21 protein-coding genes and 1 riboswitch are annotated in these 18188 nt (G+C 66.0%); of the genes, 18 read left to right on the forward strand and 3 right to left on the reverse strand.

Annotated features, from left to right (window positions below; genetic code table 11):
• Nucleotides 1-27: 27 nt before the first annotated feature.
• The gene (gene pqqD, locus ASD15_RS08585; RefSeq protein WP_229418115.1) at nt 28-282 is read left to right on the forward strand and encodes a pyrroloquinoline quinone biosynthesis peptide chaperone PqqD; all 255 of its coding nucleotides are present in this window, start codon (nt 28-30) and stop codon (nt 280-282) included.
• Complete coding sequence (gene pqqE, locus ASD15_RS08590) at nt 254-1465, forward strand: pyrroloquinoline quinone biosynthesis protein PqqE (protein ID WP_057154419.1); 1212 nt, start codon at nt 254-256, stop codon at nt 1463-1465. Before pqqD ends, pqqE begins: the two co-directional genes overlap by 29 nt.
• A gap of 12 nt (nt 1466-1477) precedes the next feature.
• Here the strand turns inward: pqqE and ASD15_RS08595 are convergent, their stop codons facing one another.
• Together ASD15_RS08595 and ASD15_RS08600 are read right to left on the reverse strand one after the other, a co-directional pair.
• A complete protein-coding gene (locus ASD15_RS08595) occupies nt 1478-1927 on the reverse strand; it encodes a DUF2147 domain-containing protein (RefSeq protein WP_057154420.1) in 450 nt (149 codons plus the stop codon).
• A gap of 125 nt (nt 1928-2052) precedes the next feature.
• The gene (locus tag ASD15_RS08600) at nt 2053-4851 is read right to left on the reverse strand and encodes a valine--tRNA ligase (RefSeq protein ID WP_057154421.1); all 2799 of its coding nucleotides are present in this window, start codon (nt 4849-4851) and stop codon (nt 2053-2055) included.
• Nucleotides 4852-4993: 142 nt separating this feature from the next.
• Between ASD15_RS08600 and ASD15_RS08605 the strand changes: the two genes are divergently transcribed.
• From ASD15_RS08605 to ASD15_RS08620, 4 genes are all read left to right on the forward strand, one after another.
• Nucleotides 4994-5779, forward strand: coding sequence for an alpha/beta hydrolase (locus tag ASD15_RS08605; protein ID WP_057154422.1), 786 nt, complete (start codon nt 4994-4996; stop codon nt 5777-5779).
• 26 nt (nt 5780-5805) lie between these two features.
• Entirely contained in the window at nt 5806-6225 is a 420-nt protein-coding gene (locus ASD15_RS08610; RefSeq protein ID WP_057154423.1) for a hypothetical protein, read from the forward strand.
• A 122-nt stretch (nt 6226-6347) separates the two neighbouring features.
• The gene (locus tag ASD15_RS08615) at nt 6348-6698 is read left to right on the forward strand and encodes a hypothetical protein (RefSeq protein ID WP_057154424.1); all 351 of its coding nucleotides are present in this window, start codon (nt 6348-6350) and stop codon (nt 6696-6698) included.
• Between the two features lie 83 nt (nt 6699-6781).
• Complete coding sequence (locus tag ASD15_RS08620; RefSeq protein ID WP_057154425.1) at nt 6782-7093, forward strand: cupin domain-containing protein; 312 nt, start codon at nt 6782-6784, stop codon at nt 7091-7093.
• An 18-nt stretch (nt 7094-7111) separates the two neighbouring features.
• Here the strand turns inward: ASD15_RS08620 and cysS are convergent, their stop codons facing one another.
• Entirely contained in the window at nt 7112-8497 is a 1386-nt protein-coding gene (cysS, locus tag ASD15_RS08625; RefSeq protein WP_057154426.1) for a cysteine--tRNA ligase, read from the reverse strand.
• A gap of 394 nt (nt 8498-8891) precedes the next feature.
• Here cysS and ASD15_RS08630 point away from each other — a divergent pair, with 394 nt between their 5' ends.
• From ASD15_RS08630 to ASD15_RS08685, 12 genes are all read left to right on the forward strand, one after another.
• Complete coding sequence (locus ASD15_RS08630) at nt 8892-9221, forward strand: hypothetical protein (RefSeq protein ID WP_057154427.1); 330 nt, start codon at nt 8892-8894, stop codon at nt 9219-9221.
• A gap of 55 nt (nt 9222-9276) precedes the next feature.
• Complete coding sequence (locus ASD15_RS08635) at nt 9277-9585, forward strand: hypothetical protein (RefSeq protein WP_057154428.1); 309 nt, start codon at nt 9277-9279, stop codon at nt 9583-9585.
• Between the two features lie 96 nt (nt 9586-9681).
• Complete coding sequence (locus ASD15_RS08640; RefSeq protein ID WP_157200866.1) at nt 9682-10080, forward strand: hypothetical protein; 399 nt, start codon at nt 9682-9684, stop codon at nt 10078-10080.
• A 115-nt stretch (nt 10081-10195) separates the two neighbouring features.
• Nucleotides 10196-11764, forward strand: a complete 1569-nt coding sequence (locus ASD15_RS08645; protein ID WP_057154430.1) for a M20/M25/M40 family metallo-hydrolase — start codon at nt 10196-10198, stop codon at nt 11762-11764.
• Between the two features lie 70 nt (nt 11765-11834).
• A riboswitch (TPP riboswitch) is annotated at nt 11835-11937 on the forward strand.
• Between the two features lie 94 nt (nt 11938-12031).
• Nucleotides 12032-13912, forward strand: coding sequence for a phosphomethylpyrimidine synthase ThiC (gene thiC, locus ASD15_RS08650; protein WP_057154431.1), 1881 nt, complete (start codon nt 12032-12034; stop codon nt 13910-13912).
• A 16-nt stretch (nt 13913-13928) separates the two neighbouring features.
• Complete coding sequence (thiS, locus tag ASD15_RS08655) at nt 13929-14138, forward strand: sulfur carrier protein ThiS (protein ID WP_057154432.1); 210 nt, start codon at nt 13929-13931, stop codon at nt 14136-14138.
• Between the two features lie 19 nt (nt 14139-14157).
• Nucleotides 14158-14961, forward strand: coding sequence for a thiazole synthase (locus tag ASD15_RS08660; protein WP_057154433.1), 804 nt, complete (start codon nt 14158-14160; stop codon nt 14959-14961).
• Nucleotides 14958-15797 (forward strand): hydroxymethylpyrimidine/phosphomethylpyrimidine kinase, encoded by an 840-nt coding sequence (locus tag ASD15_RS08665; protein ID WP_229418116.1) that lies wholly within the window; start codon nt 14958-14960, stop codon nt 15795-15797. The genes ASD15_RS08660 and ASD15_RS08665 overlap by 4 nt, the downstream gene beginning before the upstream one ends.
• 30 nt (nt 15798-15827) lie before the next feature.
• Nucleotides 15828-16475 carry a thiamine phosphate synthase gene (gene thiE / locus ASD15_RS08670; RefSeq protein WP_057154434.1) on the forward strand — a complete coding sequence of 216 codons (648 nt, stop codon included), beginning with the start codon at nt 15828-15830 and terminating at the stop codon, nt 16473-16475.
• Nucleotides 16476-16520: 45 nt separating this feature from the next.
• A complete protein-coding gene (locus ASD15_RS08675; protein WP_057154435.1) occupies nt 16521-17150 on the forward strand; it encodes an ANTAR domain-containing response regulator in 630 nt (209 codons plus the stop codon).
• 186 nt (nt 17151-17336) lie between these two features.
• Complete coding sequence (locus ASD15_RS08680; protein WP_057154436.1) at nt 17337-17771, forward strand: response regulator; 435 nt, start codon at nt 17337-17339, stop codon at nt 17769-17771.
• Nucleotides 17768-18181, forward strand: coding sequence for a response regulator (locus tag ASD15_RS08685; RefSeq protein ID WP_057154437.1), 414 nt, complete (start codon nt 17768-17770; stop codon nt 18179-18181). Before ASD15_RS08680 ends, ASD15_RS08685 begins: the two co-directional genes overlap by 4 nt.
• Nucleotides 18182-18188: the final 7 nt, after the last annotated feature.

The raw sequence follows: 18188 nt of genomic DNA on the forward strand, positions 1-18188 counted from the left end.
CAACCAAGTGAGGCAAGCATGGAAACGATGACCAGTCAGCCCCGGCTTTCGCGGATGTTCCGCCTGCAGTGGGAAGAGGCGCAGGGCGCCTATGTGCTGCTGTACCCGGAGGGTATGGTGAAGCTGAACGGCAGCGCGGCCGAGATCCTCAAGCGCTGCGACGGCCGCAGCGCCTTGCCGGACATCGTGGCGCAGCTGGAGCAAGCCTTCAACGCCAGCGGGCTGGCGGCGGACGTGCAGGCCTTCGTGGCCGATGCGCGGCAGCGGGGCTGGCTTGTCTGAGGCGGCCACCCGGCAGGCTGGCGACGCACCGGTGGCGCCTGTGGCGCCGCCCTTGTGGTTGCTGGCCGAGCTGACCTACCGCTGCCCGCTGCATTGCGCGTTCTGCTACAACCCGGTGGACTACGCGCGCAACCGCGCGGAGCTGACGACCGAACAGTGGCTGGACGTGCTGCGCCAGGGGCGCGAGCTGGGCGCCGCGCAGCTGGGCTTCTCGGGCGGCGAACCGCTGCTGCGCGATGACCTGGAACTGCTGGTGGCCGAGGGGCGCCGGCTGGGCTACTACACCAACCTGATCACGTCCGGCATAGGCTTGACCGAGGAGCGCCTGCGCCGCCTGTCGGAGGCGGGCCTGGACCACATCCAGCTGTCGTTCCAGGATTCCACGCGCGAGATGAACGACTTCCTCAGCAGCACCCGCACCTACGAGCTGAAGTCGCGCGTGGCGGCGCTGATCAAGCGTTTCGAGTATCCGATGGTGCTGAACGTGGTGCTGCACCGCTTCAATCTCGACCATGTGGACCGCATCATCGACATGGCGCTGGCGATGGGGGCGGAATACCTGGAGCTGGCCAACACGCAGTATTACGGCTGGGGCCTGGTGAACCGCGCCCAGCTGATGCCGACGCAGGAGCAGCTGCGCAGGGCAGAGGCGGTGGTGGAGCGCTATCGCGAGCGGGTCGGCGACCGTTTGCGCATCCTGTTCGTGGTGCCGGATTATTTCGAGGGCAGGCCCAAGGCCTGCGTGAACGGCTGGGGCTCGATGTTCATGGCGGTGGCGGCGGACGGCGCCGCGCTGCCGTGCCATGCGGCGCGCAGCATCCCGGGGCTGGCGTTCCCGCACGTGGCGCAGACCGGCCTGCGCGACATCTGGTACCACAGCGAGGCGTTCAACAAGTTTCGGGGCGACGCGTGGATGCAGGAGCCGTGCCGCAGCTGCGAGGACAAGCACAAGGACTTCGGCGGTTGCCGCTGCCAGGCGCTGGCGCTGGCCGGCGACGCGGCCGGCACGGACCCGGTGTGCGCCAAGTCGCCCCGGCACGGCGAGCTGAAACAGATCGTGGTGCACGCCCACCGCGCGCAGGCGGCGGGCACGCTGCAGCCGCTGGTGTTCCGTAGCGACGCGAATTCGCTGCGGCTGTCGGAACCGCTGCCGGCGCCCGAGCCGGAGCAGCAGCCGGTCTAGCGCACGGCTGCCTTACTCCTGGCGCAGCCAGGTCTGCGAGCGGCCGAACATCGGCACGCCGACGTAGCCGCGCACCTTCAGCTTCTTGCCGCCGTCGGCCAGTTCCATCTTGCTCTTGTAGACTTTGCCGTCTTCCGGATCGACGATCTCGCCGCCGGTATAGGCGTCGCCATCTTTCTTCAGGCCGGTCAGCAGCTGCATGCCGATGATGGGCTGGTCCTTGCGCGCGTCGGTGCACTTGTCGCACTTGGGATTCTGTTCCTGGTCCGGGGCGCGGAACAGCTTCTCGATTTTGCCTTGCAATACGCCGTTGCTCTCGCTGATGCGGATCAGCGCTTTCGGCTTGCCGCTTACGTCGTCGATATTCTTCCACAGGCCGACCGGCGAGGCGTCATTGGCGAAGGCGGGGGCCATGGCCATGATGGCGGCGGCGAAGGCGCCGGTGTTGATCCAGTTGCGCATAAGGTTGTCTCCAGGGTTATATTTGTCTGGCGAGTGTAGCGGTAAAAAATAGAGTAGTCGTTCGATTTTTCACGAGGACGAAAAAAAGCCGGCGCGAGGCCGGCTTGCGGGGGAGTGCGGCGGGCTTAGGCTGGCAGCTTGGCCAGCTGTTCGCGCATCTTCTCGATGGTGGCGGTGAAGTTGGCCAGGCGTTCCTTCTCCTGCGCCACCACGGCCGCGGGCGCGCGCGCCACGAAGCTTTCGCTGGACAGCTTGGTGCTGGCCTTGGCGATTTCCGCGTCGATGCGGGCGATTTCCTTCGACAGGCGCTCGCGCTCGGCCGCCACGTCGATTTCCACTTTCAGCATCAGCTTGGTGGTGCCGACGATGGACACGGCCGCCGTGGTTTCCGGCAGCGCGTCGACGATGGCCACGTCGGCCAGCTTGCCCAGCGCCTGGATGTACGGCGCGTACACGGCCAGGCGAGCCTTGTCCTGCGGCGACGACGCTTCCACGATCAGCGGCACGCGCAGCGACGGCGCCAGCTTCATTTCGCCGCGCAGGTTGCGGGTGGCGTCGGTCAGCGTTTTCAGCTCGCCCATCCAGGCTTCGGCCGCTTCGTCGATGTTGGCCAGGTTCGGCAGCGGGTATTGCTGGGTCATGATTGATTTGCCCGCGCTGTCCTTGCCGGCCAGCGGCGCCACGGCCTGCCACAGTTCCTCGGTCACGAACGGGATGATCGGGTGCGCCATGCGCAGCACCACTTCCAGTACGCGCAGCAGCGTGTGGCGGGTGGCGCGCTGCTGGCCTTCGGTGCCGTTCTGGACCTGCACCTTGGCCAGCTCCAGGTACCAGTCGCAGTACTCGTCCCACACGAACTTGTAGATGGTGCTGGCGATGTTGTCGAAGCGGTAGTCTTCGAAGCCCTTCACCACGTCCGCCTCGGCCTTCTGCAGCAGCGAGATGATCCACTTGTCGGCCTGCGACAGGTCCGCATCGCTGGCGCTGCAATCCTTGCCCTCGGTGTTCATCATCACGAAGCGGGTGGCGTTCCACAGCTTGTTGCTGAAGTTGCGGTAGCCTTCGCAGCGGCCCAGGTCGAAGTTGATGTTGCGGCCCAGCGAGGCGTAGGACGCCATCGTGAAGCGCACCGCGTCGGTGCCGTAGGCGGCGATGCCTTCCGGAAACTCCTTGCGGGTGGCCTTGGCGATCTTCTCGGCCGTTTTCGGGTTCATCAGGCCGGTGGTGCGTTTTTCCACCAGCGCGTCGATGCCGATGCCGTCGATCAGGTCGATCGGGTCGAGTGTGTTGCCCTTGGACTTGGACATCTTCTGGCCCTGCGAATCGCGCACCAGGCCGTGCACGTACACGGTGTTGAACGGCACCTTGCCGGTGAAGTGCGCGGTCATCATGACCATGCGCGCGACCCAGAAGAAGATGATGTCGAATCCGGTCACCAGCACGGACGACGGCAGGAAGGCCTTCAGGTCAGGCGTTTCTTCCGGCCAGCCCAGGGTGGAGAAGGGCACCAGCGCGGACGAGAACCAGGTGTCGAGCACGTCGCTGTCGCGGCGCAGGGCGCCGGTGCTGCCGGCCGCCTGCTGCTTGGCCACGGCTTCGGCTTCGGTGCGCGCCACGAAGATGTTGCCCTGCTCGTCGTACCATGCAGGGATCTGGTGGCCCCACCACAGCTGGCGCGAAATGCACCAGTCCTGGATGTTGTTGAGCCACTGGTTGTAGGTGGTGCTCCAGTTTTCCGGCACGAATTTGATCTCGCCGCTGGCCACTTTTTCCAGCGCCACGTCGGTGATCGACTTGCCCGGGTTGAAAGTGCCTTCAGGGGCCGGCTTGCTCATGGCGACGAACCACTGGTCGGTCAGCATCGGTTCGATGACCACGCCGGTGCGGTCGCCGCGCGGCACCATCAGCTTGTGCGGCTTGACCTGCTCCAGCAGGCCTTGCGCGTCCAGGTCGGCCACGATCTGCTTGCGGGCGGCGAAGCGGTCCATGCCCTGGTAGGCGGCCGGCGCGTTGTCGGCGATCTTCGCGTCCAGCGTCAGGATGGTGATCATTTCCAGCTTGTGGCGCTGGCCGACGGCGTAGTCGTTGAAGTCGTGCGCAGGGGTGATCTTCACGCAGCCGGTGCCGAAGGCCTTGTCCACGTAGGAGTCGGCGATGACGGGGATCTCGCGGTCGCACAGCGGCAGCTTGAGCATCTTGCCCACCAGCGCTTGGTAGCGCTCGTCGGTCGGGTCCACGGCCACGGCCACGTCGCCCAGCATGGTTTCAGGACGGGTGGTGGCCACGGTCAGCGAGCCGCTGCCATCGGCCAGCGGGTACTTGATGTACCACATCGAACCGTCTTCCTCTTCCGACACCACTTCCAGGTCGGACACTGCGGTGCCCAGCACCGGGTCCCAGTTGACCAGGCGCTTGCCGCGGTAGATCAGGCCCTGTTCGAACAGGCGCACGAACACTTCGGACACCACTTTCGAGCGCGGCTCGTCCATGGTGAAGTATTCGCGGGCCCAGTCAGGGGAGGTGCCCATGCGGCGCATCTGGCCGGTGATGGTGGAACCGGATTTCTCTTTCCACTCCCAGACTTTTTCGATGAACTTTTCACGGCCCAGGTCATGGCGCGAAATCTTCTGCGCGTCCAGCTGGCGCTCCACCACGATCTGGGTGGCGATGCCGGCGTGGTCGGTGCCCGGGATCCAGGCGGTGTTATGGCCCAGCATGCGATGGTAGCGGGTCAGGCCGTCCATAATGGTCTGGTTGAACGCGTGGCCCATGTGCAGCGTGCCGGTCACGTTCGGCGGCGGCAGCTGGATGCTGAAGGAAGGCTTGGACAGGTCGAGGGAGGCGGCGTAGTAACCGCGCTTCTCCCACTCGCTGCGCCAGAACTGTTCAATGTCGGCGGGCTCGAAAGACTTGGCTAATTCCATGATGTTGGGCTGTGTTGTAGGCGAAAACGACCATTATAAAGGGGCAATGCCCCCTGCGCATGCCGCCGGCACCGCAGTGCACAATTTTTTTGGCCATGCTTAGGCCCTATAATGCTGCCATATTGATAATTTTGACGGCCATATGGACGCAGTTGCAACCAGTACGCCCCGTAAGCGCTCCGCCGCGCGGCGCTGGATCAGCCGCGGTTTTCTGGCCTGGGCCGTTTTATCGAGCGTCTGGCTGGTCAATTCCTACCGCACCCAGGGCGTGGACAGCCGCTTGCTGCAGGCCGATGCGCGCGCCGCCGTCCGGGAGGACGCCGCCTACCTGGAATTCCAGCCCGCAGCGCCCGGCGCGCGGACCGCGCTGCTGTTCTTTTGCGGTGCGGGCGTGGCGGCGCAGGCTTACGCGCCGTTGCTGCGGCCGGTAGCGGACGCTGGCTTCCCGGTCGTCATCGTCAAGTTGCCCTACCGTTTCGCGCCGCTGCAATCGCACAAGGCCGAGGCGCTGGCACGCGCCGCGAGCGCGATGGCGGCGCATCCCGGCGTTGCCGGCTGGGTGGTGGCCGGGCATTCACAGGGCGCTGCGCTGGCGGCGCGCCTTGCCGGCGGCGGCGGGCGCGGCGCCGCAGCGCTGGTACTGATCGGCACCACGCATCCGAAGGAGCATAGCCTGGCAGCGCTCACCATGCCGGTGGCCAAGGTCTACGCCGGCAATGACGACGTGGCGCCGGCGGCGCGCGTGCTGGCCAACTGGCGCCTGCTGCCGCCGCAGACGGAGATGGTGCAGATCGTGGGAGGCAACCATGCCCAGTTCGGCCATTACGGCCGCCAACTGGGGGACGGCGCGGCGACCATCACGCGCGAAGCGCAGCAGGAGCAGGCGCGCGCGGTGCTGCTGAAGGCGCTCCGCCGCGCCGCCCTGTAGCGCGTTGCCGGTGCTAAGATGCGCCCATGTCCGCACCTCGTTCCGCACCACCCTTTGTTTCCCGCCTGCTGCGCTATGCCTGGGCTTCCCCATGCACGGCGCTCGGCCTGTGCCTGGCCGCTCCCGCCTTCCTGTTCGGCGCCCGCTCGCGCCTTGCCGACGGCGTGGTCGAGGTGGCGCTGTCGGAGCGCGGGCAGGCTGCCTGGCTGCGCAGGCTGCCCTTCACCGCCATCACGTTCGGCCATTGCGTCATCGGCACCACCGCGCAGGAGCTGGAACGCCTGCGGCCGCACGAGCATGAGCATGTGCGCCAGTATGAAAGGTGGGGGCCGGTGTTCCTCGCAGCCTATCCACTGGAAAGCCTGTGGCAGATGCTGCGCGGCCGGCGCGCCTATTTCGATAACCGCTTCGAACGGCAGGCACGCTCCAGGGAAGTCCATCTGTAAGCAAATACAGCAAGTTGTAAGCACGTGTAAGGGGCGTCAACCGCATCGGCTCCGGCCGCGTTTTTCGCTCAGTGACACGGCAAACGTGCCCTACACCACAACTTTGATAGAGGACTCTGAACATGAAAAACGTAATCGCTACCCTGATCGCCGGCCTGTTCGCTACCGCAGCATTTGCTCAGACCCCAGCCCCTGCCGCAGCACCAGCCGCCACCACGGTGCCGGCCGCCAAAGCTGAAGCCAAAGCGGTGAAAGCGGAAGCCAAGGAGCACAAGGAAGTTGCGAAAGCCGAAGCCAAGGAAACCAAGGCCGTCGCCAGCGCCCACGAAGACATGGCCAGCGCCAAAGCGGACGCCAAAGTAGAGAAAGCCAAGGCGCACGAGAAGTCCGAAAAAACCAAGGCCAAGGCGCATGCCAAGGCTGCAAAAGAAGTAAAGCCTGCGGAAGTGGCGAGCGCACCTGCCGCCAAGTAATCGGCTTCCGCCTTGACAGAAATCCCCGCAATTGCGGGGATTTTTTTTGCCGGTACAATCGCTCCAACTTCAAGGAGCCGACCATGACCCCAGCCAACCTGTTTGCCGACGCAGCCCCGCCGCCCGAAGGCGAACGCTTCGAAGCGCTGCTTAGCCACAAAGGGCTGCTGGTGGAGCGCATCGTCAGCTCGTCGAAAATCGCATCGCAGGAATATGTGCAGGAGCAGGACGAATGGGTGGTCCTGCTGCAGGGCGAGGCGCTGCTGCAAGTGGATGGCGAGAGCGTGCAGCTCAAATCCGGCGACTACCTTTTCATCCCCTCGAGAACCCCGCACACGGTGCTGAGCGTCAGCGACGGCGCGCTGTGGCTGGCGGTGCACCTGCACAGCCGCTGAGCGGCAGCGCGCCTGGCGCTATCGCGGTTCAACGATGGTGCCCGCCGCCGTATCGCGCACCGCGAAGCCCGCCGCCTCGATGGCCAGCCGCGTGGCGTCCGCGTCGGCCCAGCGCCTTTCCGAGCGCGCCAGGTCGCGCGCGGCAGCCAGTTGCTGCACCGGCTCAGGAATGGCGTGCCGGGGCGGCGTCCACTCATCCAGCCTCAGGCCCAGCACCTGGTCCAGCCACCGGATGGTCGCTTTCTGCACTGCGCCCGGAAGCGGGGATTTCAGCAGCTCCCACATCAGTGCCAGCGCCCTGGGCGTATTCAGATCCTGATTCAGGTTGGCCAGCATCGCCTGCCGGTATGCGGGATCGGGTCGGCCGCCGTCCGGCAGGCGATGGCAGGCCTGGCGCAGGCGGCCGAGCGCCGTGTGCGCGGCATCCAGCGCGTCCCACGAGAACGACAGCGGCGAGCGGTAGTGGGCCGACAGCGCCAGATAGCGGTATGCCAGCGGATCGTAGCCGCGCTCGGCAACTGTGGCGAGGCGCAGGAAACCGCCGTCGGACTTCGACATCTTGTCGCCGCCTTCCAGCTTCAGGAATGCGCCGTGCAGCCAATAGCGCGCCGGCGGGTGGCTGTGGCATGCCTCGTGCTGTGCGATCTCGTTGGTATGGTGGACCGGGATATGGTCCTCGCCGCCGATATGAATGTCGAACAGCGCGCCCAGATAGCGGGTGGACATGGCCGAGCATTCGATGTGCCAGCCCGGGAAGCCCCGGCCCCAAGGACTGTCCCACTCCATCTGGCGCTGTTCAGCGCCGCTGAATTTCCACAGCGCGAAATCGGTGGCGGAGCGCTTGTCGCGAATGTCCACGCGGTGGCCGGACTGCTGGCCCGCGATGTTGAGGCGCGCCAGGTGGCCGTAGCGTTCCAGGCGCTGCGTGTCGAAGTAGATGCCGTCCGCCGTGCGGTAGGCAAAGCCGTTGCGCTCGATCTCGGCAATGAAGGCGATCTGTTCTTCTATGTGCTGCGTGGCGCGTGCCCATACCGTCGGCGCCTGGATGTGCAACTGCGCGAGATCCTGCTGGAACGCCCTGGTGTAGAACTCCGCAATCTCCCACGCCGACTGGCTGGTGCGGCGGCTGCCTTTCTCCATCTTGTCCTCGCCGGTATCGGCGTCCGAGGTCAGGTGCCCGACGTCGGTGATGCAAAGCACGTGCGTAACTTGGTAGCCGTTCAATGCCAGCACGCGCCGCAGCACGTCGCCGAACAGGTAGGTGCGCAGGTTGCCGATATGCGCGTAGTCGTAGACCGTCGGTCCGCATGCGTAAAGGCCGGCCTTGCCCGGTTCAAGCGGCTTGAAAGGACGCAGCTCGCGCTGGTAAGTGTCGTACAGCATTAGCTCCGGGATTTGCTCCATTGAAGGCTCCAAAAATGCAAAAGGCCACAGGAGCAGAAACTCGCTGTGGCCGATAGAAAAACTGAGGATGTGTGGGGTAACGCGATCAGCAGGCTTCTATGGCCTGCGGGGACATGCTTCGAAATGTGCGGCTTGCGCCGATTGCGGGATGGATGGCGTGATCATTTTCCGATAGTAGCACGAGTGCGCGAGAGGGGGCCAACTGTAAGCAATTGCAGCAAGTTGTAAGCGCGTGTAAAGGCCGTCAACTGCCGGGGGGCGGGCCGCGTTTTCTGCCCAGTGACACGGCACATGTGCACGAGATAGAGGAAGCAGCAAAGCCAGCTGCCCCTGCAGTGAAGTAAGCAGTAAAAAACAACCTAAACCGTTTATATCATTACAGAGGAAATACATCATGACCAAGACCATCGCTACCCTGATCGCCGGCCTGTTCGCTACCGCAGCTTTCGCTCAAACCCCGGCTCCTGCCGCCGCCGCAGCAGCACCTTCGGCCAAGACCGAAGCGGTTGCCGCCAAGGCTGAAGTCAAGGAAGCCGCCAAGACCGACGTGAAGGCGGAGCCAGCGAAGGAACACAAGAAGACCGTGAAGAAAGTGCGTCACACCAAGACCGAGAAGGAAGCCAAGCCAGCGGAGAAGACCGCAAGCGCTCCGGCCGCCACCCCGGCCACCGCGGCCATCCCGGCTACTGCGGCCACCCCGGCAGTCGCTTCGGCAGCCAAGTAATCGCAGCACTGGACACTGAAGACAACGCACACTCACTGAACAAGGAAAAACCATCATGACCAAGACCATCGCTACCCTGATCGCCGGCCTGTTTGCTACCGCTGCATTCGCACAATCCCCGGCCACGGCCACCGCGCCGTCGGCCAAGGCCGAAGCCAAAGTAGAAAAGGCAGAGAAGTCGAAAGAGAAGGCGCACGCCAAGGACGGCAAGCACCACGCCGACAAGGCAGCGCATGCCGCCACCCCGGCCACGCCAGCCGCCCCGGCTTCGGCAGCCACCCCGGCTTCATCGGCAGCGCCTGCAACGGCTGCAACCCCGGCCGCGCCTGCTGCGCCAGCGACTCCGGCGCACCCCGCCAAGTAATTCCAGGCGCTTCGCGTCAGCCCCGCTTCGGCGGGGCTTTTTTGTTCCGGGATGCCCGGTTATCATAGGCGCTCGTATAGTTGACGGAGCAGGGCAGTGAAAGCGTTTGTGGCGGGATGGATGATGATGGCGGCCGGCGTAGCGGCGATGGTGGCGCAAGCTGCGCCTGCGGCGCAGGCGCGCGCACCGCAGGAGGTGTCGCTGATCGAACTGGTGGCCAACCCGGCCCGCTTCGACGGCAAGCAGGTGCGCGTTACCGGCTACCTGGTGCGCGAGTTCGAAGGCGACGCCATCTACTTTCACCGCGACGACTACGACCATGGCATCCGGCGCAACGGCCTGTGGGTCACCTTCAGCAAGGATGGCGCGGACCTGCGCTGCAAGACCTTGCGCTACGCTTTCGTGCAAGGCAAATTCGTGGCGAAAAACCGTGGCCATCTTGGCTTGTGGAGCGGTGCGATTGAAGGCATTGCCAGCTGCGGCGTGTCCCGCTAGGCGCTGTTAAGCCTGAGACATCGCTCGCAGCTGTGTCTATTTTTGTAATTTTTTTGACTCCGTTCCCGCCACTGTTTACCTTGGGCCGCCTGAAAACCGACTCCTGGAGACTGACATGGCAGCTCGTATCAACGCATTGATCGTCGCCGGCCTGCTGGCCGGCGCGTCCGCCGGCGCCTGCGCGCAGAACGGCACGATATGGATCACCGTGGGCGACGCCGCCTACGAGCAGCTCAAGAAGAACGCGCCGCAAGCGGTCAAGCGCGAGAGCCGCTCCACCATGGTCACCAGCGTGGCCGCCGGCGGCGCCAACGCCATCGCCGCCCAGGAGAAGGTGCACCTGGTGGAGGTGAGCGAGCAGCAGATGCTGGCGCTGTCGGCAGCCGTGCACAAGGAACTGCACCGCTGCGGCGGCTTCATGGCGCACGTAAGCGAAGCGGCCGGCATTTCCGCGCTGGCGCCCAAGACCACGCTGGCCGTCCTGGCCGTGCCGCGCCCCTCATACGCGATCGACCAGCAGACCGTCATTAATCCTCTGCTGCCGCAGATGCAAGCGTCCAACATCGCCCAGACCATCATCGACCTGTCGGCGCACACCAACCGCTACTACACCACCACCAGCGGCGTGGCCGCCTCCAACTGGCTGAAGCAGAAGTGGACCACCATGGCGGCCGGCCGCAGCGACATCACGGTGACGCAGTTCACGCACGCGGCCTATCCGCAGAAGTCGGTCGTCGCCACCATCGCCGGCACCGACAACGCTGCGGAAGTGGTGGTGCTGGGCGGCCACCTGGATTCGATCAGCGGCAGCGGCACCGGCGAGTCGACCCGCGCGCCAGGCGCGGACGACGACGCCTCCGGCATCGCCAGCATGACCGAGGCGCTGCGCGTCATGATTGCCAGCGGCTACAAGCCGCGCCGCACCATCAAGATGATAGGCTACGCCGCCGAGGAAGTCGGCCTGCGCGGCTCGCAGGAAATCGCGCAGTACCACAAGAACAACAACATCAACGTGGTCGGCGTGATGCAGCTGGACATGACCAACTACAAGGGCTCGCCGTCCGACATCTACATCTACACCGACTACACCGACAGCCAGCAGAACACCTTCGTCGCCAACCTGATCACCACCTACCAGCCCACGCTGACGATAGGCTACGACAAGTGCGGCTACGGCTGCTCGGACCATGCCTCCTGGACCGCCGCCGGCTACTGGACTTCGATGCCGTTCGAGACCTCGTTCTCGCAGGACAACCCCTACATCCACACCGCCAACGACACCTACGCCAACAGCGGCAACCAGGCCGACCACGCGCTCAAATTCGCGCGGCTGGGCCTGAGCTTCGCGGTGGAGCTGGGCAGCGACGGCCCGGGCGTGCTGCCGCTGCCGGACAAGGTGGAAACCTTCAGCGGCAGCCTGGCCCGCAACCAGACCCGCAGCTTCGGTCCGTTCAAGGCCGGCGCAGGCAGCTTCAAGGCTTCCACCACCGGCAGCGGCGACACCGACCTGTACGTGCGCAAGACCAGCGTGCCCACCACCAGCACCTATGACTGCAAGTCCGACGGCTCGACCAGCACCGAGAGCTGCACCGTCACCATGGCCGCCAACGGCGATGTGTACGTGCTGCTGAACGGCTATTCCGCTTCCAGCTACACGCTGACGGTAACGTACCGCCCGCAATAGGCGGTATTGTTTCAAATATAAGTTGTACACAGCTATGGGAGATGTATAATTCGATTCGCTGCCGCAAGGCGGCACACGCTAGGGGTCCTGCGTCGCGAAAGCGGCGCGGGTGAGAAATACCCTCCGAACCTGATCTGGATAATGCCAGCGAAGGGAAGCTTTAGGCCTCCATCCGCAACGCCGCGCGCCCGCGCTTCGGGGTGCGCGCCGCTGCCGCGATTTGCCGAATCCTCCTTTGCTGGCTCCTGTAGCTAACAAAGGAGCCAAATGAACGCCAATCCGAAATTCCTGTCCGCCACCGCCGAAGTGGACAGCGCAGCCATCGCGCCACTTCCTAATTCCCGCAAGATCTACGTCGAGGGCAGCCGCCCGGATATCCGCGTACCCATGCGCGAGATCTCGCAGTCCGACACGTCCGCCTCGTTCGGCCACGAGAAGAATCCCCCCATCTACGTGTACGACACCTCCGGTCCGTACACCGACCCCGAGGTGCAGATCGATATCCGCTCCGGCCTGGCCACGCCGCGCCTGCCGTGGATACTGGACCGCGACGACACCGAGGAACTGGACGGTCCGACCTCGGAGTACGGCAAGCAGCGCCTGGAAGACCCGGCGCTGGCCGAGCTGCGCTTCAACCTGACGCGCAAGCCGCGCCGCGCCAAGGCCGGTGGCAATGTGACCCAGATGCACTACGCGCGCCAGGGCATCATCACGCCCGAGATGGAGTTCGTCGCCATCCGCGAGAACCTGCGCCGCAAAGAGTACCTGGAAGAGCTGAAGGCGTCCGGCCCGATGGGCGAGCGCATGGCCGACCTGATGGGCCGCCAGCACCCGGGCCAGAACTACGGCGCCTCCATCCCGGCCGAGATCACGCCGGAATTCGTGCGCGAGGAAATCGCCCGCGGCCGCGCCATCATCCCGGCCAACATCAACCACCCGGAAGTGGAACCGATGATCATCGGCCGCAATTTCCTGGTCAAGATCAACGCCAACATCGGCAACTCCGCCGTCACCTCGTCCATCGGCGAGGAAGTGGAGAAGATGACCTGGGCCATCCGCTGGGGCGGCGACAACGTGATGGACCTGTCGACCGGCAAGCATATCCACGAAACGCGCGAATGGATCATCCGCAACAGCCCGGTACCGATCGGCACCGTGCCGATCTACCAGGCGCTGGAAAAGGTCAACGGCAAAGCCGAGGACCTGACCTGGGAGATCTTCCGCGACACGCTGATCGAACAGGCCGAGCAGGGCGTGGACTACTTCACCATCCACGCCGGCGTGCTGCTGCGCTACGTGCCGCTGACGGCCAAGCGCCTGACCGGCATCGTCTCGCGCGGCGGCTCCATCATGGCCAAGTGGTGCCTGGCGCACCACAAGGAATCCTTCCTGTACACGCACTTCGAAGACATCTGCGAAATCATGAAGGCCTACGACGTGTCCTTCAGCCTGGGCGACGGCCTGCGTCCCGGCTCGATCTACGACGCCAACGACGAAGCGCAGCTGGGCGAGCTGAAGACGCTGGGCGAACTGACCCAGGTGGCGTGGCAGCACGGCGTGCAGGTGATGATCGAAGGCCCGGGCCACGTGCCGATGCAGCTGATCAAGGAGAACATGGACCTGCAGCTGGAGCAATGCAGCGAGGCGCCGTTCTACACGCTGGGCCCGCTGACCACCGACATCGCGCCCGGCTACGACCACATCACCTCCGGCATCGGTGCCGCGCTGATCGGCTGGTACGGCACGGCCATGCTGTGCTACGTCACGCCCAAGGAGCACCTGGGCCTGCCGAACAAGGACGACGTCAAGGACGGCATCATCACCTACAAGATCGCCGCCCACGCGGCCGACCTGGCCAAGGGCCATCCCGGCGCGCAGATCCGCGACAACGCGCTGTCCAAGGCGCGCTTCGAGTTCCGCTGGGAAGACCAGTTCAACATCGGCCTGGACCCGGACAAGGCGCGCGCCTTCCACGACGAGACGCTGCCGAAAGACAGCGCCAAGGTGGCGCACTTCTGTTCCATGTGCGGCCCGCATTTCTGCTCGATGAAGATCACGCAGGAAGTGCGCGACTACGCGGCCCAGGGCATGCAGGAGAAGGCCGTGGAGTTCGTGAAGAAGGGCGCGCAGCTCTACAGCAAGGCTTGAGCAGGCGGAGGGACCCATGACTTTTATCGCAATCGAGCTGAACGGCGAGCCGCGCAGCGTGCCGCCGCAGCACAGCCTGCAGGCCCTGGTGGAGGAGCTGGGGCTGGCGCACCAGGCGCTGGCGCTGGCGGTGAACCGCACCGTGGTGCCGCGCCAGGCTTGGCGCGGCCGCGCCCTGCAGCCGCAGGACAAAGTGGACATCGTGCGCGCCATCGGCGGCGGCTGAACAACACAAGGAGAGAGCAATGCGTGACCAAAACCAGAACGAGAACGAGGACCTGCTGACCATCGCGGGCAAGAGCTACCGCTCGCGCCTGCTGGTGGGCAGCGGCAAGTACAAGGACCTGCAGCAGACCCGCGAGGCAACCGACGCGGCGGCGGCGGAAATCATCACGGTGGCGATCCGCCGCGTGAATATCGGCCAGAACCCGGATACCCCCAGCCTGCTGGACGTGCTGCCGCCGTCGCAGTACACCATCCTGCCCAACACGGCCGGCTGCTACACGGCCAAGGACGCGGTCTACACGCTGCAGATGGCGCGCGAGCTGCTCAACGGCCACAAGCTGGTGAAGCTGGAAGTGCTGGGCGACGAGAAGACGCTGTTCCCCAACATGCCCGAAACGCTGGTGGCCGCGAAGGAGCTGGTGAAAGGCGGCTTCGACGTGATGGTGTACTGCAGCGACGACCCGATCCAGGCGCGCATGCTGGAGGACATCGGCTGCGTGGCGGTGATGCCGCTGGCGTCGCTGATCGGCTCCGGCATGGGCATCCTCAACCCGTGGAACCTGTCGCTCATCATCGAGCAGGCCAAGGTGCCGGTGCTGGTGGACGCCGGCGTGGGCACGGCGTCGGACGCGGCCATCGCCATGGAGCTGGGCTGCGACGGCGTGCTGATGAACACCGCCATCGCCGGCGCGCAGGACCCGGTGCGCATGGCGCGCGCCATGAAGCTGGGCGTGCAGGCCGGCCGCGAAGCCTTCCTGGCCGGCCGCATCGCGCGCAAGTTCGCCGCCTCGCCGTCGTCCCCGATGGCGGGCCGCATGGTATGACCGAGGGCATGACGGCGCGCCCGGCCAGGCCGCGCTGCGTGCTGGTGTTTTCCGGCGCCGATCCGTCCGGCGGCGCCGGCATCGCCGCCGACATCCTGGCGATCCACGCGCAGGGCGCGCACGCGCTGCCGGTCATCACCGCGCTGACGGTGCAGGACAACGACCGCGTCCACGAGGTGCTGCCGGTGGCGCCGGACGTGGTGTCGCGCCAGGCGCGCGCGCTGCTCGCCAAGGGGGAGGTCGACGCGGTCAAGATCGGCATTCCCGGCAGCGCGGCGAACGCGGCCGCGATCGCGCAAGTGATCGCGCAACTGCGCAGGACATCGCCGGAGCTGCCCGTGGTGCTCGACCCGGTGCTGGCCAGCGGCCATGGCGACCTGCTCTCGCGCGGCGATGCGGTGCAGGCGCTGGCCGTGCTGCTGCCGCTGGTGACGCTGATCACCCCCAACGGCCCGGAGGCGGCGGCGCTGGCCGCCGGCTACGGCAGCGCCGGCCCCGGCGACGACGCGATCGCGCGCGGCGCCGCGCGTGCGCTGCTCGATCAGGGCTGCCGCCACGTGCTGGTCACCGGCGGCCACGGCGCCGGCGACACCGTCATCAACCGCTGGTTCAGCGCGGCGACCGAGCCGGCGCCCTCGTCGGGCCACGGCTGGAGCTGGGCCCGCCTGCCGGGCGAGTTCCACGGCAGCGGCTGCACGCTGGCCGCCGCCATCGCCGCCCTGCTGGCGCACGGCTATCCCATGCAGCAGGCGCTGGCGCGGGCTCAGGGCTACACCCACCGCGCGCTGGCGGCCGCCTTCGCCATCGCTCCCGGACAGCGCATTCCGCAACGCTAGCCACTACTACACAAGAAAGAGAGACACGCCATGCAAGGACTTTACCTGGTAACCCCCGACTGGGACGACACATCCCGCCTGCTCGCCGTGAGCGAGCTGGCGCTGGCGCAAGGCGTGGCCCTGCTGCAGTACCGCCACAAGCACGCCGGCGCCGAATTGCGCATGGAGCAAAGCGCGGCGCTGCTGGCCCTGTGCCGCCGCTACAACGTGCCCTTCGTGGTCAACGACCATGTCGACCTGTGCCTGCTGATCGGCGCGGACGGCGTGCACCTGGGCGGCACCGACGCCCGCATCGCCGAGACCCGCGCGCGGCTGGGGCCGGGCGCCATCATTGGCGCCTCCTGCTACGGCGACATGCAGCTGGCGCTGGACGCGCAGGACGCCGGCGCCAGCTACGCCGCCTTCGGCGGCTTCTACCCGTCGCGCGTGAAGCAGTACGCCGTCACCACCCAGCCGGCCATCCTGGACGAAGCGCGCCGGCGCATCGGGCTGCCGCGCGTGGTCATCGGCGGCATGACGCCGCACAACGCCGCGCCGCTGGTGGCGCGCGGAGTGCAGATGGTGGCCTGCGTCAGCGGCGTCTACATGGCGCCGGACCCGGCCCGGGCCGTGCGCGATTTCAACGCCTTGTTCACCGCCCAGGCCGGGCACGAAGAAATTCGCTCCAGCGCGGCGTGATCGTTTTATAATCGGTCGCATTATCTTCCGCTCAAGGTTGCGACCATGAATGCACCCACCCCGGCGAAGCGCCTGATACTCATCGTCGACGACGACCAGTTGCTGGCCGCCTTCCTCAGCGAAGTGCTGGGCCATGCCGGCTACGACACGGTGCTGGCCTATTCGGCAGACCAGGCGCTGGCCCAGGTGGCCGAGCGCGAGCCGGACATGGCCCTGCTCGACATCCACATGCCCGGCATGTCCGGCCTGGAACTGGCCAAGCAGCTCAACCGCAACACGTCGGTGCCGTTCATGTTCCTGTCCGGCCGCGGCGACAGCGACGCCGCCAAGCAGGCCGCCGCCTACGGCGCGGTGGGCTTCGTGGTCAAGCCGGTGGACGAGCAGCACCTGATGCCGGCATTCGAAGCCGGCCTGGCGCGGGCCGACGAGATCCGCCAGCTGCGGCGCACCGAACTGAATCTGAACGCCGCGCTGGCCGCCGGGCGCGAAACCAGCCTGGCCGTGGGCCTGCTGATGTGCAAATTCCAGACCGACCGCAACACCGCCTTCGAAGTGCTGCGCGACCATGCCCGTTCCAGCCGCCGCAAGATCAATGAAATCGCCGACCAGTTGCTGACCGCCGAGGAAACATTGAATGGCTTGCATGCTGCTTTTAATACACGGCTGAAAAAATAAGATCTGCTTCTTTTCGGAAATACGCTAAACTACCGCCATAGCCCGGGGTCCTGAACCGCCCCCGCTCGCTTTCCCCATTCAGCGCGCCCTTTCCCTGCCGCTGTATCTGAATTTCGGCCCAGCTCCGCCGACCTTGCATCCTGAATTCAAGCAAACTGCAGCCCATGGCTGCGGGCGGAGAACACCATGAAAGACGATTTGAACACCCTGGACGGCGTCCTGGAAGAGCTGGCGGCCGAGTACCAGGAAGTGCCGCGCGTGCTGCACGTCGACGGCGACGGCGATTCGGCGCTGGTGCTGGCCACGCTGCTGGTGCCGGAAACCGAAGTGCACCACGCGGCCACGCTGGCCGACGCGGTGCGCGCCGTGGAGCAGGCCAGCTTCGCGCTGGTGGTGCTGGACCCCGACTTGCCGGACGGCGACGGCACCGAGCTGCTGCAGCGCCTGCGGCAGCAGCAGGAGAGCACCCCGGTGCTGCTGTACTCGGCGCGCCATCCCGGCCTGCGCACGCAGGCGCACGCCTTCCTGCCCAAGCCTTGGACCTCCCCACGCCAGCTGTGGCGCACCGTGTCCCACATGCTGGGCATCGAGCCGGTGGCCATGCAGGAGGAGACAACATGAGCGGCGAGCTTAGCAGCATCCTCTACGTGGAGGACGACCCGCACGTGCGCGGGGTGGCCAAGATGGCGCTCGAAGTGATCGGCCATTTCCAGGTGCGCGACTGCGGCTCCGGCAGCAACGCGCTGCTGGTGGCGGCCGATTTCCAGCCCGACCTGATCCTGCTGGACGTGCAGGCGCCGGGCAGCGACGGCGTGGCCACGCTGGCGCAGCTGCGCCGCATGCCGCACCTGTGCTACACCCCGGCCATGTTCGTCACCGGCCTGGTGTCGGCCGCCGACGTGGCGCGCTACGTGGCGGCCGGCGCGGCCGGCATCATTGCCAAGCCGCTCGAGCCGCTGCGGCTGGCCGGCCAGTTGCGCCGCCTGTGGAACGAACGGCGGACGGCGGGGGCGGGCTTGTTGCCGGTGTAATCTTGCA

The sequence above is a fragment of the Massilia sp. Root351 genome, from assembly GCF_001425045.1.
In the GTDB taxonomy this organism is placed as follows: Bacteria; Pseudomonadota; Gammaproteobacteria; order Burkholderiales; family Burkholderiaceae_D; genus Rugamonas.

Excerpts from the sequence above, each read along its gene's own strand:
- ASD15_RS08660 (WP_057154433.1), top strand. The coding sequence starts at position 14,158 with ATGCGTGACCAAAACCAGAACGAGAACGAGGACCTGCTGACCATCGCG.
- ASD15_RS08635 (WP_057154428.1), top strand. The coding sequence starts at position 9,277 with ATGACCAAGACCATCGCTACCCTGATCGCCGGCCTGTTTGCTACCGCT.
- thiE (WP_057154434.1), top strand. The coding sequence starts at position 15,828 with ATGCAAGGACTTTACCTGGTAACCCCCGACTGGGACGACACATCCCGC.
- ASD15_RS08620 (WP_057154425.1), top strand. The coding sequence starts at position 6,782 with ATGACCCCAGCCAACCTGTTTGCCGACGCAGCCCCGCCGCCCGAAGGC.
- thiC (WP_057154431.1), top strand. The coding sequence starts at position 12,032 with ATGAACGCCAATCCGAAATTCCTGTCCGCCACCGCCGAAGTGGACAGC.
- ASD15_RS08605 (WP_057154422.1), top strand. The coding sequence starts at position 4,994 with ATGGACGCAGTTGCAACCAGTACGCCCCGTAAGCGCTCCGCCGCGCGG.
- ASD15_RS08665 (WP_229418116.1), top strand. The coding sequence starts at position 14,958 with ATGACCGAGGGCATGACGGCGCGCCCGGCCAGGCCGCGCTGCGTGCTG.
- ASD15_RS08630 (WP_057154427.1), top strand. The coding sequence starts at position 8,892 with ATGACCAAGACCATCGCTACCCTGATCGCCGGCCTGTTCGCTACCGCA.
- cysS (WP_057154426.1), bottom strand. The coding sequence starts at position 8,497 with ATGGAGCAAATCCCGGAGCTAATGCTGTACGACACTTACCAGCGCGAG.
- ASD15_RS08615 (WP_057154424.1), top strand. The coding sequence starts at position 6,348 with ATGAAAAACGTAATCGCTACCCTGATCGCCGGCCTGTTCGCTACCGCA.
- pqqD (WP_229418115.1), top strand. The coding sequence starts at position 28 with ATGACCAGTCAGCCCCGGCTTTCGCGGATGTTCCGCCTGCAGTGGGAA.
- thiS (WP_057154432.1), top strand. The coding sequence starts at position 13,929 with ATGACTTTTATCGCAATCGAGCTGAACGGCGAGCCGCGCAGCGTGCCG.
- ASD15_RS08595 (WP_057154420.1), bottom strand. The coding sequence starts at position 1,927 with ATGCGCAACTGGATCAACACCGGCGCCTTCGCCGCCGCCATCATGGCC.
- pqqE (WP_057154419.1), top strand. The coding sequence starts at position 254 with ATGCGCGGCAGCGGGGCTGGCTTGTCTGAGGCGGCCACCCGGCAGGCT.
- ASD15_RS08600 (WP_057154421.1), bottom strand. The coding sequence starts at position 4,851 with ATGGAATTAGCCAAGTCTTTCGAGCCCGCCGACATTGAACAGTTCTGG.
- ASD15_RS08675 (WP_057154435.1), top strand. The coding sequence starts at position 16,521 with ATGAATGCACCCACCCCGGCGAAGCGCCTGATACTCATCGTCGACGAC.
- ASD15_RS08680 (WP_057154436.1), top strand. The coding sequence starts at position 17,337 with ATGAAAGACGATTTGAACACCCTGGACGGCGTCCTGGAAGAGCTGGCG.
- ASD15_RS08610 (WP_057154423.1), top strand. The coding sequence starts at position 5,806 with ATGTCCGCACCTCGTTCCGCACCACCCTTTGTTTCCCGCCTGCTGCGC.
- ASD15_RS08685 (WP_057154437.1), top strand. The coding sequence starts at position 17,768 with ATGAGCGGCGAGCTTAGCAGCATCCTCTACGTGGAGGACGACCCGCAC.
- ASD15_RS08645 (WP_057154430.1), top strand. The coding sequence starts at position 10,196 with ATGGCAGCTCGTATCAACGCATTGATCGTCGCCGGCCTGCTGGCCGGC.